This window comes from Lactobacillus sp. ESL0791 (assembly GCF_029433255.1).
Classification (GTDB): domain Bacteria; phylum Bacillota; class Bacilli; order Lactobacillales; family Lactobacillaceae; genus Lactobacillus.
This window is the reverse complement of the sequence record NZ_JAQTHU010000001.1, coordinates 291,854-306,535: the sequence shown is the minus strand read 5'-3', so window position 1 is coordinate 306,535 and position 14,682 is coordinate 291,854. Positions and strand designations below refer to the sequence as shown.

Here is a 14,682-nt window from a genome sequence, read left to right as displayed (position 1 = left end):
TAATATAACTAAATAATTTGGTCATCTTTAGTATAGAAAAACAGCAATTCAAAGAAAACAGATAAATCTTATTGTTTGCAAATATAATTTGCTAAAAATAATACTAGTCCTTAAATACTGCCGAGATCAATTCAAAAGTTCTATTCCAAATTGGCATGCCGGGGAAACATACTTTCAGACGTTTCACCCGTTAATTCCATTAATTCCAAAATAATTGCATCATAAGTGAGCCAGCTCAGCTGCTCAAACAATGTTCCCATTGGCTGAATTGATTCAGCAGTATCATGATCAACGGATTCATTTTTAGGCGTTTCACCAGGGATAATGATTGATCCATCAGCTAATTTACCAATTGTCGCATCCGGATAAATTGTTAGTGTTGCAATTTGGGCACCACACTTTTTTGCCTTCTGGGCATCAACCACAAGGCTCCCCGTACTACCAGAACCAGAACCAATCACAAGCAAGTCACCCTTTTGAATCGAAGGGGTCGTTGTTTCACCGACAAAATATGCAGTTAATCCCAGCTGCATCAAACGGTTGGCAAAGCCCCTTGCAGCAAAACCTGATCTGCCTGCACCCGCAACAAAAATTCGCTTTGCCTGATGGCACAATTTTGCTACTTGTTTCAATTGTTCATCATCTATTTTTTGACTATATTTTGCGATTTCCTGCGAAATAACTGCTAATTTCTCTGATTTCATATTATTTAACCTCTATTGATGAATTGCTTCTGAAAGCTGTCTTGCTGCTTCAACCGGGTCTTCGGCATGATTAACTCCGCCGCCAACAATCACAATATCTGCACCCGCAGCAACATATTGATCTATGGTTGCCGGCTTAATCCCGCCAGCAACAGAAATTAATGATCCCTGACTGATTTCCTTAACTTCTTTTAAGGCATTTAATGGCGTTTGTCCTGCTGCCTGTTCATCAACCCCAACATGGACACTGATACTGTTTACGCCCAGTTCTTTTTCTAATTTCGGAATTCTGTTTTTTAAATCAGAAGCATTGATGGTATCCACAAAAACCTTTTTCCCATATTTATTCGCTGCATTAATGCAAGCCTTAATTGTTAAGTCATCGGTAATTGCGATGACGGTACAGTAATCTGCGCCGGCCGCAAAAGTCAAGCCTGCTTCATATTCACCAGCATCAGCAATTTTAGTATCCGCCAAAATCTCTTTTTCAGGAAACTTTTTTCTGAAGGCGCGCACCGCATGCATTCCTTCCTCAATAATAAACGGTGAGCCAATTTCAAAAATATCAACGTAATCTCTTACTTTTTCACCCAAACTCAACGCATCAGTCAAGCTAATGTCATCAAGTGCCAATTGCAATTTCATCTATCTTTCCTCCTTACAACTTGTTAAATTCTTTACAAGTTATAATAGCACTTTTGTGCTATTATGCAATTTTTTATTGCAATATTACACATTATTTTAAACGATTGCTTTTTTGGTATTCATTAGCTAGGATAACTTTAATAACTAATCGCTGTTTTGAGGAGAATAGCACATGTCAAACAAAATTGAGGAAAGAGAAAAAAAACTCCAAGAATACATTGCAGAAAATGGTGCAGTCAAAATAAGTTCACTGGCTGCTAAGTTTGCTGTTTCAAGAGAAACCATCCGAAGAGATATTTTAAGTCTCGAAAAAAAGGGAAAAATCACTAAGTGGTATGGAACAGTGATGCCCAAAAATGATTTTAATATTCCCGCCATCGAAAAAAGAATGGCGGTTAACCAACTGCAAAAAAAAGCAATTTGCAATAAAGCAATTGAATACATGCCAAAATCCTCAGTTATTTTTCTGGATGCCGGGAGCACTCTGCTGTGGTTAGCCAAAAAGCTAAAAAATATGACTGGCTATACTATTCTTACCTCTTCAATATCAATTGTGAACGAGCTTGTAGGCAGCAAAAATCGCATCATTATTCTTGGCGGGGTTGTCGATCCAGCCACAATGTCGATTATGGGAGCGCAAACTTTAGAATTTTTGGATGAAATTAAAATTGATACTGCTTTCTTAGGAACTTCCGGCTTTGCTGAGCATCAGGGGCCAACGGTTAACAGTTTTAATGACGGACAAATAAAGCAAAAAGTGATCAAAAATTGCCAAACAAGTATCGTTTTAGCTGATAGTTCAAAAGCTGTTTATGCGTCATTGAGTCAGTATTCTTCTTGGAATGATATTGATATTTTAATCACTGACAGAAGTCTTCCCAAAGATTCGTTGACTAAGTTAGAAAAGAGAGTAGCAGTAGTTATATCTAAGGCTTAGTACCTTAAAAATACAAACTTATGCATATTAAAACCTCTACATTTTATTGATCCAAATATAGAGGTTTTTAATTTATGCTATTTTTCAGTTTTTTGATTAAGATAATCTATTTTCTTTTGGTAATCATCAATTACCAGGTTGACATTCTGCCGGCCGCGCCATTGACCATAGCCAAAAATCAGCATGCCGATAATTCCAATAACCAGGAGGATGATTCCAAGGGCAAATAGCCAGACGGTTTTTGCATGAAAGTAGTAAATTAACACAACACCGATTGCACTGACTGTGAAGAAAAGCTGAAACCAATACTGAAGATTACGCAGCATGTGTTTTTGGTATTCCACTTCATTTTGGTAGCCTTTCGTTAACTCTTCAATTGTCATTTGCATCCTCCTTCTTCGTTTAGTATTTCAGACCTGGGTTGAATACGCCAAGGACAACACCAACTAAGGCAACACCGATTAGAATAATCATCGTCCAGATTGCTGAAACGTGCTTCTTGGCCATCAGCCACCAGCAGAACAATGTGACAATTACGGTTAAAATTCCCGGAAAAATTCCATCAAGCTGGTTTTGTAGGTTCAGGAAAACATGCCCGGTTGTGTCTTTTAGCTGCAGGGAGGTCGTAACGTTGACCCAAGTGGCCAAAACGCCGCCGACTACCATCCCGCCGACAATTCCGATTGCCCGGCGAACAGCCTTGCCTTGCTTACCAACTAAGAAGCCAACCGCTTGGTCGCCCAGCTTGTAGCCGCGGAAATAAAGGAAACGTTGTCCAAAGTAAGCAATTAAGTCCCAAACAATAATGTAGAAAATTGCCCCGACAGGTGACCCATTTCTGGACATTCCTAACGCAATTCCCAGCAAAATCGGAATCAAGGTACCATCAATCAGCGAGTCGCCGATACCGGCAATAGGCCCCATCAGACCGGCACGCATATCGTTAATCGTCTGCCCGTCAATTCCGGCACCGTTTGCCCGCGCTTCTTCCAAACTGGCAGTTGTGCCAATGATTACCGAACCCAGCATCGGGTTGGTGTTGAAGAAGGCCGTGTATGCTTGAATGTTTTTCTGCTGAGTTTCATTATCATTAGGATATAATTCCTTAATAATCGGCAGCATCGAACACAAATAACCAAATGTCTGCATGTGCTCCTGTGAGAAACAGGTTAGTGCGCCCCAGAACCATAAATTAAATGATTTGCTCAGGGTTTTATGACTTATTTTCTTCTTTTTTACATCCATTATTAAATGTCCTCCTCATCATCGTCATCAATTATTGTTTCCGAAGCAGAAACTGTCGCTGAGCCGCCATTATTTGAACCTTTTGCCATTTCAATTTCATACATAATTGCGGCAAATAATAAGGAAATAATCGTAATTGAAACCAAATTCAGATGCAGTGAAGCAGCCAGTGTAAAACCAACAAGGAACGGAATAAAGTCAAGTGCCTTATTGATAATCTGCCGCAGCAAGATCGCAATTCCGACACACGGAAGCATTGCTCCAACCGTGAACAAAGTCTTCATCGGGATACCATCCATCGGCAAAGCATCCCGCAGCGCAGTAACGGCTTGTGCACCAAAGTGTGTCATCAACAATGTCGGCAGAAATGAAAATACAAGGTGGGACAGCCATGGCCAGCCAAAATCAACCGCATAGAGCCGATCCAGTTTACCCTTTTGAATATCTTTCCAGCCAAAAGCCTGCCAGATCAAGTTCATGAAAGCAACTGCATAGAACAAAACCGAACCAACAGTTCCTACTAATGTAGCAAGAGATTTTGCCATATTAGCGGCATCTGTTCCCATCGGGTTCAGGCCCCGAGAAGTAATTGCCACCATTGCCAGCGGAATCCCAATATAGGAAATTGCCCGCACATCGGCAGCAACCGTACCGCCGGGGGTAACTAACGCAATGTAAACCAGCTGTGTGGCAACACCGCAGGCGATGCCCAGAGGAATATTCCCTAAAACAATCCCGCAGACAAGGCCACCAACTAATGGCCGCCCAATCGTATAATTACCGATTGCCTGCCCGGCCATACAGGAATTTGAACATAAACAGGCAAACAAACCCAAAATCGCAGCCTGTAACCAACTTATTTGCATTTTTTCTCCCTCTTTTTCTTAAAAAAAATTTAATAACCAAATTTTCCCTTGAACTTATCCCAATAGCCTAGCTGCTTGTCGGGAAGAAGTGCAAAGTGAACCTTATAACCTTTTTGACTAATTGCTTCAAAGGCATCACCTTCCTCTTGTGTAAAAGACTGATTGCTGCCCAATTTAATTGCACCGGGCCGGTCGTTACCGGGCCCGACAATCAATTCTTTTTGGTCGCTTGGCACAAAATTCATGTCGACTAGAATGTGTTTCATATCTAGTGGACTCTTGGTAATCAGGAAGTAACGTGTCTTAGAATTAAGCACCTTATCCTGAACTTGTGCAAAGTGCTCCATTGTCCACACAAAAGTTTTTTTACCCTGATCTTCACCAGCCGATTTGTAAGCAGATTTCAAAATCGGGTTGGTGGCAGCCTTATCATTAATCGCAATAATGCCGTCACATGGGCGTTCCTTGGCCCAGCGCGTGGTAATCAAGCCGTGGATAATTCGGTCATCCACTCTAATCAGTGAAATTGTCATTTCTTACCTCCTAAAAATTAAATATCATCTTCATCAGCAGTTGCAGTTGGTATTTGGTATTGCTTCAAAGCCGCCTTGGCCTCACTCAGTGCTGTTTTGGCCAGTTCATCTTTATCCATTGTGTCCAGTGAAACCGTGGCAGTTAGGGCCATTGTAAAGTTCATCCCGCCTAAGATAACTGCTTGCTCAAGGTAGCCTTGCGCAGCAAACACCTCCAAGAATGTTGTCAGCGGACTGCCGCCGATAATATCTGCTAAAACCACAAATTCATCGTCTTCTTTGAATTGTTGTTCTTTCAAAAATGTCTCAACGTCAGCCTTAAAATCTGCTGCCGACTTGCCGTTGTGCAAACATAAGGCAAAGACCCGTTCAGTAGCATTCCCTGCAAACATTTCCAAAGATGTTTTAACGCCTTCCGCAAATTGCCCGTGAGAAACCAAAATTATATATTTCACTTCCCCATCTCCTCCTTTTTAAGTTATGTTAAAACTATCACATTTTTAGCATGCGCTTACAGTGTCAAATGTAACCAAACCCGATATGACATTTGTCACTTCTTGGAAGCGATTACTATAAATCATGGTCCAACTTATTGCCCCTTCAGTCATTTTTAGCGATAATTAAGATAGTAGTAATCATCACGTTTAACTTTGTAGATAATTTAAAAATAGCCAGGTGCTAAAAATGAACGCTCAGCAAACAAAAAAACTGCAAATAAGAAAAAATTCGTGGCGTAATCATAAATTTATGATTCTTGAATTTCTTATTGCAGTTTTTTTCATTGCCGTGGTTTGGCTGCTGTTCATTGCTAATCCCGCACAAAAACGCCAAACCAAAATCGGTGCCAGCTACATGACAATGAACAACAGTTTTTATCCCGTGCTAAACGAACAGGTGGCCAACTACGTCAACGACCACCACGGACGCCTTTACAACCGCGATCCCGCATTAATTGTCAGCAAACAGGTAAAAGAGATTGACACGTTTATCGCACAAGGCGCTAACGCAATTATTTTAAATCCCGTCGATGGTAACAGCAGTCAAATCGAACACGCCTTGCACCGAGCTAAAAATAAGGGCATTAAAATTATAATCGTTGATTCACAGATGAAATCCACCCGCTACGTTGACTGCACAATTTTATCTGACAACTACCGCGCCGGACAATTATGTGCCAAACATCTATTAAAAACTAAAAGGCACGCCAAGATCCTGCTGCTTGAACATTATTCAGCTTTTTCCGCCAACAACCGCATTCAGGGCTTCACTGACACAATCAAGCGGGCACCCAATGCCAAGAATTACCGCTTTGTTGCCAAGATCAACACTTATGGTCAATCGGAAATCACCTTGCCGCTAGTTGAACAGGCGCTAACGCACGGTCAAAAATTCGACACAATTATGGCGTTGAACGACCAGGCGGCAGTCGGCGCCCTCGCTGCAATCGATGAAACCAAAATCAAGCGGCCAATCGCGGTTTACGGGGTTGATGGTTCCGAAAATATGAAAAAATTGCTCGGGGTCAATCCCAACGCCATCGCTACTGCAGCACAGTCACCGGTTAAAATGGGCAGAATTGCTGCTCAGACGGCTTACCAACTACTTGCAGACAAAAAAGTCCCCAAGAAAATCATTTTACCGGTTTACCTGCTCACCAATAAAAATATCAACCAATATAATGTTTTGGGGTGGCAATAATGGTTAATTCAAAAAATTTTACTATTTTACGGATTACAATTTTATGGTTGAACTTCTTTGCCGTTCTCTTTAATGCCAGCCTCTTTCTTTACACAACCAACTATGTCATCAAAAGTCAGCAAAGTTACCAGCTATTAGCGGCCCTGCAGCACGTGCCCGATTCGCCTAGCAAAATTTTTTGGCAGAGCATGTTCAGCTTCTTACTGCTAGCCGCCGTAATTTCCCTGCGCCACGATAACAACTACCTTAAAAATAATCCGCAGCTAGCTAATTTAGTCATTCTACTTGAGTTCATCTTGGCAGTCATCGTTTTCATCGCCTTGAGAATGACTTACAATGGCGTCTTTTTGCTGGTATTTGTCGACTTCCTGATCAGCAACCGCAATTACTATAACTTTCGCAATTATCCCATTTGGATTCTGGTTGCCGCCGCCCTGCTGATCATTTTTCTGGTAACCAATTATTCAATTTTGAGTTACTTTATTACCCTGCCCAACCTGACAACTTACCTCAACTTTCTGCCGGCAAAAATTGGTTCCCCATTAATTTTCCTAAAAAACTTCATCACCAGCTTAAATCTTGTGCTGTTTATTTTAATTCTGGTCTACTTTGCCGTTTACCAGCTGAATCAAGAAAACGAAATTCAGAAAAAACTTGCCCTCGCCGATAAGGCAAACGTCGAACTTAAAAACTATGCCGCACTTTCCGAGCATATTGCCCAAGACCGTGAACGCAAGCGCATTGCCCGCGATCTGCATGATACAGTCGGTCATGCCTTGACCGGAATTGCCGCGGGAATTGATGCCACGATGGTCCTGATTGATATCGATCCCGCAGCCACTAAAAAGCAATTAGCCAAAATCCAGGTGGCAGTTAAACAAGGTTTAAAGGACGTTCGCAAGGCCCTCAACCAAATTCGTCCCGGTGCACTCAAAAACTACACGCTGGAAGATGCCTTAAAAAAGATGTTGAAAGAATACGCCGATATTTCCCGGATTAAAATTAATTTTACTTATCAGTGGGGCGAAACCGATTTTGAAAAAACCACCGAAAATGTTATCTTTCGGATTATTGAAGAATCGATCACCAATTCGTTGCGGCACGGGCATGCAAGTGAAGTAACCATTACCTGCAGCCGCACTGCCAAGCAAAATTACCAGCTGCAAATTCAGGATAACGGCAAGGGGTGTGCCCAGATCAAGCCAGGTTACGGCATCACCCAAATGAAGGAAAGGGTGGCGATCATCAATGGCCAGATTAACCTTGACGGCAAAAAAGGTTTTATAACAACTGTAGAAATTCCTAAGGAAGGTGAAACAAATGATTAAAATTATGATTGCCGACGATCAAGAACTAATCAGGGATTCTTTAAAAATTATTCTGGATGCTAATCCTGACTTCACAGTTAGCGCGACGGTCGCTAATGGGCAAGAAGTGCTGGAAGAAATCAAAAAGAATGTGCCTGACATTATTTTAATGGATGTGCGTATGCCCAAAATGGACGGCACGGTCTGCACCAAGTATGTTAAAGAGAAATATCCTAACATCAAAGTAATTATTCTGACAACCTTTGATGATGACGATTTTATCTTCAGTGCCCTAAAATACGGTGCTTCCGGCTACTTGTTAAAAGGAGCTTCAACAAAAGAACTATACCAAGCAATTAACACGGTTTATCACGGCGGGGCGATGATCAATCCCGACATCACAGAAAAAGTATTCAAACTCTTTTCCAAAATGGCCCAGTCAAACTATGCAATCCAAGTTAATGACAAAGACACAAAAAACTTTTCCAAACATGAATGGGAAGTAATCCAGCAAGTGGGGCTAGGTTTATCAAATAAGGAAATCTCCGCCAAGTTGTTTTTATCGGAAGGAACCGTCCGTAATTACATCTCAAAAATCTTGGACAAATTGCAGCTGCGAGACCGTACCCAATTAGCAATTTGGGCTGTGCAAACTGGGGTAACCAGTGAAGCAATCGGTAGTGATAATGAATAAAAGCAGAAAGCGACTTTCACTAATCGGTCTTTTCTTGCTGCTCATAATTGGCCTGGGAATTTGGGACAGCCATATTCACCAGCAAAAAAAGACACTGACTATCGGCATTTATACCAGCAGCAGCTGGAATGTACCTAACGGACAGCAGTACCACATTATTGACTACGCCATCAAAAAATTTAAACGTAACCATCCCAATATCAAGGTAGAGTATGAAAGCGGGATTCAGCTTGATGATTATCGTAATTGGTTAAGTGAAAAAATCATCGAAAATAAGATGCCCGATCTGGTGATTGTCCCTAGCCACGACTTTAATTTGTTGGCCAGTGAGGGCGCCTTTAAAAATTTAACGCCGCTGATGAATCGGGATAAAATTGCTCCCAACACTTTTTACCAGAGTACGCTGCAAGCGGGCCAATATAACAACCAGCAACTGGCCCTGCCTTACGAAGCCAATCCGACTTTAATGGTGATGAACAAAACTTTACTCAAAAAGCTGCGGCTGACGCCGCCCAAAAGCAGCTGGACACCGCGTAAATTTTACCAGTTGTGCCACCAAGTCACGCACAAAAGAAAAAAAGGAAAATATTACGGGGTAACTTCGAGCTACAGCTGGCAGGATGCCCAATTGGCGTACGGCAGCAGTCTTTTCGCTAAAGGTGATAACAGTGTGCAGCTAACTTCTGCTAGAGCACACCGCGGCTTTGCCTTAAGTGAAGATTTGACCAACGATGCGTCATCTGATAACGTGACTTCCCAATTGTTTGACAAGGGCCAAGTAACTTTCATGCCGTTGGGCCTCGCCCAATACCGCACCTATACTTCATACCCTTTTTATGTGACACGTGACAACAACTTTTTATGGGAATGCACCAAAATGCCGGGCACTCCTGGAGTCAAATCCACCCCAATGGAAACCAGTATGTTTGCCATCTCCAGCAAAGCCAAAAATTCCGAAATGGCTTGGCAATTTATGAAATTACTTTGCACCAACAAGGACGTTCAGCGTGAACTGATGCAAACCAATATGGGAGCTTCGGTTTTGCCCAGCGTTATTAAAAGCAGACAGGCACAAAATATTCTTGATGATAAAGTGATCAATTACCATAATCTGACCGTCACAAAATTAGATGAAATTATGCGCAGCGGCGCGGTAAATCCCAAATTCAAGGATTACAATAATAAGTTGGAAACATTGGATTACAAAATCCAAAATGCACTAAAAGCGGGAAATTTGGAAACACAACTGTTCAACATTCAACTGCAGGTGAATCAAAGCCAAGAAAAATAAACACTTAGTTAATAAGTATTTTATTGTTTAAAGTATTTGAAAAACTTTTCTATAAATTATTATTTAACAAATTCAACTTATTTATGATAAAATATTTCCATAAAATATGAAATCTAATATTGTATTAGGAAGGCTCTGAAAATTTTAAGCAATTAATTAGTATTAAGCTTACTATTTCTTTACTATATGTAACCAGTATTAAACAAATTATAATCTTAGTTGTACTCAATCATAGATATAAACGATAATTTCGTAACATATATGGAATAATTATCTGAGCTTTAATAAAACCAATTCAATAATTTAAAAGATCTAAAAAGAAAAAATATTACACCGACAAATATAGAAGCATGTTTAAAACATAAATAGTAACTGTTATAAAGTCAAAGCGAAGAAAACTATTGCTATTACTTTTGCCAAAGGTTTAAAATGCTTTTTTGAAAACATTTATTGAATAATCAGATACAATTTTAAAAATTATTATAATTAAATATTACAAATAAGGAGCCTAAAATGACAACTGATACAAGTGGTGCAACCACACAAAGAGGATTTTCTTTTCAAGATCTTTCTGCACTTTACCTTTTTTTACAAAGCATCAAAACTTTAAATTCATTTAAAGTTGAAGGGAACGAAGATATCGATTTAAACTGGAAAGAAAACAAAATATCACTCATTCAGGCAAAAGAAACTGTAGATCCTCTTCAGAGTTTCAATACAGTATATATAAAAGACGCATTAAGTCTCCTTTCAAAAGATTTAAGCACTTATAAAAATAAACCTATTAAAAGTATAATTTTTTTGACTAATTCACATTTCCCATTTGGGAAAAAAATAGAAAGCAAAAATGGAAATCAATTTAATAATGAAAATTATTGTAAATATTCATATAAAAACTTATCAAGTGAAATAAAAGAAAAAATACAAAGTTGGCTTAAATCTGATAAAAAGTTAAAAAATATCACCATAGATTTGTCAAAATTGTATATTATTAAAATTCCATATCAAGGTGATGATACTAAAACAAGAGAAATTGAATTAGAAAAAGAAATTGAAAAATTTATGGGACAAGCTCATATAACACTTGATAAATATATTCCATTAAAAAGTCAATGGAATGAAATGATTTGTCAAAATAAAATAATAAAAGATCCAGATAAGGTTATAACAAAAGAGCAATTTATGGGAAATACGTCACTGATTTATCTGTATGACCAAACACCCATAAATGAATTTATCCAAGAATTTCAGCCTAGTATTTCAATAGAAAATTATATTAAAAGCAATTATATGCAACATTTACAAAGCCTGACCATGGATATGAGTATAGTTAATATTATAAATTCACTTATATGTGATTACAAACAGGAAAATCCTAATCCTACTAAAAATTCAAAAAGAGAAATACAAAAAGACTTTATAAATAAAAAATGTAATAAATTTGCATCATTAATAAAATTGAAAATTAACAATGAAAATTTATTTTTATCAAAACTCATAATGTGGATACTCATTTCTAATGAAATAAATTTTAACTTTATAAAGGATGCAATAAATTGAAAATTAAAAAACTTACAATAGGAGAAAAAACTTTTAAATTCACTAGTAAATATAATCTTATATATAGCCGAAAAAATAGTGCAGGCAAAACCTCATTAATCAGATTAATTCTATATTCCTTAGGATACCCTATTCCATCAACAAAAGGAATCAATTTTTCTGATCTTAATACTAATATAATAATAAATTCAGATAAAAAAGACATAAGCTTGCACAGAAAAGATAGATTAATAAAAATTAAACAAAATAACAATAAAGATTTGCTATATTCTCTACCTGATAAACAAATCGAAGTAATTTCATGCATTACTGGTGATATCACTGAACCTAAAGTTTTAGAAAATATATTAGGTATCACCTACTTTGATCAAGATAAGGGATGGTCATTGTTAAACAGAGGAATTGTTATAGGAAAATATCCCTTTAAAATTGAATCCCTAATAGACGGTTTAGCTAATAACAATTTATTAACTATGCAAAATAAATTATCAGAAGAAAAAGAAAAGCGAAAAGCTTATTTAGAAATGTCTAATCTTCTAAAGTTAAAAGAAGAGAGGAAAAGGAATCTTTCAAATATTAATTGGACTGACATTGATGACTTACAAAGTCAGGTTAGATCTATATCATTACAGTTTGACAGAAAAAAAGAAAAAATAGATAATTTGGAATATGTATATAATGGTAATATTGAGCTGGGAGAATTATTAAAAAGATTTAATTTTGTAATAGAAATAGGTAAGGAAAAAAAGAAATTAACTTCTAGTGACATTTATTCTTACGATACAACAAATGCAGTTCTAAGTGCACAAATTGCTAAAGAAAAAAAAGAACTTGATTCAATTCGAATTAAAAAAAATAATTTAGAAACTAAATTAAATAACCAACAAAAACTTATTAGTTATGATGATCAAATTGAAAAATTTAATCAAGAAATAGATAAAATAAGTATCACAAATGAAATGATTGATAACAAGCTAAAAGAAAACAGAAAAAATATATACGATATTAATAATAAAATCACCAACCTTTTATCTTCAACTTCTCAAACGCAAGAAATTTATAAAGTTTTAATAAGATTTGCACAAATTTTAGATATAACTGATATTATCAAGAATAATAAAAATGTTATTTTTACAAAGAATCTTAAGATATATAGTGGAGCAAAATTGCATCTTTTTGTGTTTGCTTTAAGATTATCTTTATTAAAAGTTGTACAAAGGCAATTTCATAAAACTTTCCCAATAATAATAGATTCACCAATGTCTGGAGAAGTGGACGACAGCAATATTAAAAAAATGTTTAAATTGTTAGATAACGAATTCTCTGATAATCAAATCATTGTGGCAAGTATTTATAAATTTAAAAGAAATTGGGAAAATATAATTTCATTAGCTCCTAATAATATTTTATAATGCCAAAATTATAATTGTGAACATCATCTAATTAAATAAAAACACGACTTTTAATTACAAGAAAATCGTGTAACATCGAAAACAAGTTACAGTAATTAAAGTGTAAGCACAAAATAACCACATGTACTTGAAAGCATACAAATAGCAGCACAAAAGCGTCAAGATTCTTCTTCTTTTCTTGACGCTTTCTGCTGCTCAAGCGACTTCTTGACTTGTGGACTTTTGTTCCCACGGCATATATGTATTCAATGCTTCTTCTTGGAGAAAGGCTCCTAATTTTTGCAGCTCTTCTAATAAAAGCTTTAGATATGTAAGTGCATCTATGCCATTTTCAGTCACACTTTTAATTAGCGTTAACCAAATTGCATTGGCTTCTGCACCTTTAAGACTTGTACTAAAAAGGAAATTCTTGCGGTCAATCACTAAAGTCTTAACTGCTTGTTCACAAGTATTGTTGCTTAAATCGACTTCACCATAATCTAAAACATGGTTTAAATACTCCTGTTGTCCATTTGCATAAGCAATGGCTTTACCTAAACGTGACTTAGGCAATACCCTGATTTCTGACACACATTTCCAAAATTCAGCTAGTAATGGTTGCAGTTCTTTTTGCCGCATCGCTAAACGCTCGGCTGCTGGTAATTCTTGTCACATTCGTTCTTTAGCGAACATTTTTTGAATAATGTCAAATGGCGCTTGAGCCTACTCGTCAGCTTTTAAAGCATCAAAGAATTTTCGTATCGTATGAGCCCAGCAGCCAACCCATGCCTTGCTAGCAACTTGATTGTAATCGGCGTAGCTGTCACACTGCAAAACGCCAGTGAATCCTTGATATAGTTCTTGAGCAAAGCTACTAGCACGCGTGGGGTTATAAGCATAATAAACTGCTGACTGCTTAGCTCTTTCAACCGTTCGCATCACCCAAGCATATGACTTGGACTGGGCTGGACGCTTTGCTTCACGCAAGACCTTGATAGTTGTTTCATCACCTTGAAGATATGGCTGTGTCAGCAAATGCTTATGAATTGCATCATAGACTGATTTGACAAGCTTAGCACCATTAATTACCCAGTTGGCTAGAGTTGCATTACTAGTCTGCCAGCCTAGGCACTGCCAGTTCCGTAGTTGCCGGTGTACCTAAACGCTAGGCTAGTTTATCATAAACTATCTCGGCTACTAAATCCGGTGTTGCTAAGCTATGGGCGAATAAGTCTGTAGCTGCTTGAGCTTGATAAAAGATAGTCTGCTCATCGTCTGAATCTTCAATCACCTCAAAAATCATTTCTTGAGATAATTATCACAAAACTAACAGATTAGCAGAAGACGGCCAGTTATTTTGTGCTTACATTAAAGTTACTAATTCATCTCTCTTAGCCATAATTCTATACTATAAATCAAGCGAAATGAAGCGACAATTTACTTCTTTAGGTATTGCAGTAATTCGTCAATCTCTTTTTTCTTCTCCAGCTCTGACAGCGTCTCGTCATCAATTATCGTAATTGCCTGCTGTGCCACGGAAAAGATGGGCTTATCGTTATCATTATCGTTGATCAAGTAACTAATTTTTAGATACGATTTCAAGTTGCTCGTACTGCCCGTCTCTAATGCTGCGTTAACCAGCGAACGTAAAACCAATTTTAGGTTGCGTGTTCTTTTCTTCTTTTCCTGCCTTTTTTCATAATATGGTAAAAACAGGGCAACACAGACGGCCGCAATTTCTGCGGCCGCCGTTACCCACTCTGATAGAGATCCGATTTCCATAATTTCACCTCAGTGTTTATTATACTAAG

Annotated in this window: 15 protein-coding genes and 1 pseudogene; 7 read left to right on the top strand and 9 right to left on the bottom strand. The window is 37.7% G+C overall.

What is annotated here, in order from left to right; translation table 11 throughout:
* Positions 1–140 precede the first annotated feature (140 nt).
* Both hxlB and hxlA read right to left on the bottom strand, forming a co-directional pair.
* Positions 141–704, bottom strand: coding sequence for a 6-phospho-3-hexuloisomerase (gene hxlB, locus PT285_RS01545; RefSeq protein WP_277147319.1), 564 nt, complete (start codon positions 702–704; stop codon positions 141–143).
* Between the two features lie 12 nt (positions 705–716).
* Positions 717–1,349: a 3-hexulose-6-phosphate synthase gene (hxlA, locus tag PT285_RS01540; protein WP_277147316.1), complete on the bottom strand. Its 633-nt coding sequence runs from the start codon at positions 1,347–1,349 to the stop codon at positions 717–719.
* A gap of 172 nt (positions 1,350–1,521) precedes the next feature.
* Here hxlA and PT285_RS01535 point away from each other — a divergent pair, with 172 nt between their 5' ends.
* A complete protein-coding gene (locus PT285_RS01535; protein ID WP_277147314.1) occupies positions 1,522–2,286 on the top strand; it encodes a DeoR/GlpR family DNA-binding transcription regulator in 765 nt (254 codons plus the stop codon).
* 77 nt (positions 2,287–2,363) lie between these two features.
* Here the strand turns inward: PT285_RS01535 and PT285_RS01530 are convergent, their stop codons facing one another.
* Genes PT285_RS01530 through PT285_RS01510 form a run of 5 tightly spaced genes read right to left on the bottom strand, consistent with a single transcriptional unit; the run spans position 2,364 to position 5,385 of the window.
* Positions 2,364–2,669 carry a DUF202 domain-containing protein gene (locus tag PT285_RS01530; protein WP_277147312.1) on the bottom strand — a complete coding sequence of 102 codons (306 nt, stop codon included), beginning with the start codon at positions 2,667–2,669 and terminating at the stop codon, positions 2,364–2,366.
* A gap of 19 nt (positions 2,670–2,688) precedes the next feature.
* A complete protein-coding gene (locus tag PT285_RS01525; protein ID WP_277147310.1) occupies positions 2,689–3,531 on the bottom strand; it encodes a PTS system mannose/fructose/sorbose family transporter subunit IID in 843 nt (280 codons plus the stop codon).
* A 2-nt stretch (positions 3,532–3,533) separates the two neighbouring features.
* Complete coding sequence (locus PT285_RS01520; protein ID WP_277147308.1) at positions 3,534–4,397, bottom strand: PTS sugar transporter subunit IIC; 864 nt, start codon at positions 4,395–4,397, stop codon at positions 3,534–3,536.
* A gap of 29 nt (positions 4,398–4,426) precedes the next feature.
* A complete protein-coding gene (locus tag PT285_RS01515) occupies positions 4,427–4,930 on the bottom strand; it encodes a PTS sugar transporter subunit IIB (RefSeq protein ID WP_277147306.1) in 504 nt (167 codons plus the stop codon).
* 17 nt (positions 4,931–4,947) lie between these two features.
* Positions 4,948–5,385 carry a PTS sugar transporter subunit IIA gene (locus tag PT285_RS01510; protein ID WP_277147304.1) on the bottom strand — a complete coding sequence of 146 codons (438 nt, stop codon included), beginning with the start codon at positions 5,383–5,385 and terminating at the stop codon, positions 4,948–4,950.
* 229 nt (positions 5,386–5,614) lie between these two features.
* Between PT285_RS01510 and PT285_RS01505 the strand changes: the two genes are divergently transcribed.
* From PT285_RS01505 to PT285_RS01480, 6 genes are all read left to right on the top strand, one after another.
* Positions 5,615–6,628 (top strand): substrate-binding domain-containing protein, encoded by a 1,014-nt coding sequence (locus tag PT285_RS01505; protein WP_277147302.1) that lies wholly within the window; start codon positions 5,615–5,617, stop codon positions 6,626–6,628.
* Positions 6,628–7,956 (top strand): sensor histidine kinase, encoded by a 1,329-nt coding sequence (locus PT285_RS01500; RefSeq protein WP_277147300.1) that lies wholly within the window; start codon positions 6,628–6,630, stop codon positions 7,954–7,956. The genes PT285_RS01505 and PT285_RS01500 overlap by 1 nt, the downstream gene beginning before the upstream one ends.
* Positions 7,949–8,629: a response regulator transcription factor gene (locus tag PT285_RS01495; RefSeq protein ID WP_277147298.1), complete on the top strand. Its 681-nt coding sequence runs from the start codon at positions 7,949–7,951 to the stop codon at positions 8,627–8,629. Before PT285_RS01500 ends, PT285_RS01495 begins: the two co-directional genes overlap by 8 nt.
* A complete protein-coding gene (locus PT285_RS01490) occupies positions 8,622–9,920 on the top strand; it encodes an ABC transporter substrate-binding protein (protein ID WP_277147296.1) in 1,299 nt (432 codons plus the stop codon). Before PT285_RS01495 ends, PT285_RS01490 begins: the two co-directional genes overlap by 8 nt.
* Positions 9,921–10,433: 513 nt before the next feature.
* Positions 10,434–11,480, top strand: coding sequence for a dsDNA nuclease domain-containing protein (locus tag PT285_RS01485; protein ID WP_277147294.1), 1,047 nt, complete (start codon positions 10,434–10,436; stop codon positions 11,478–11,480).
* Positions 11,477–12,892, top strand: coding sequence for a hypothetical protein (locus PT285_RS01480; protein WP_277147293.1), 1,416 nt, complete (start codon positions 11,477–11,479; stop codon positions 12,890–12,892). Before PT285_RS01485 ends, PT285_RS01480 begins: the two co-directional genes overlap by 4 nt.
* Before the next feature lie 195 nt (positions 12,893–13,087).
* On the opposite strand, the pseudogene PT285_RS01475 reads toward PT285_RS01480, so the two are convergent.
* Positions 13,088–14,014, bottom strand: a pseudogene (locus tag PT285_RS01475) (IS66 family transposase); the annotation flags it as partial.
* A 294-nt stretch (positions 14,015–14,308) separates the two neighbouring features.
* Positions 14,309–14,653 carry a hypothetical protein gene (locus PT285_RS01470; protein WP_277147291.1) on the bottom strand — a complete coding sequence of 115 codons (345 nt, stop codon included), beginning with the start codon at positions 14,651–14,653 and terminating at the stop codon, positions 14,309–14,311.
* Between the last annotated feature and the right edge of the window lie 29 nt (positions 14,654–14,682).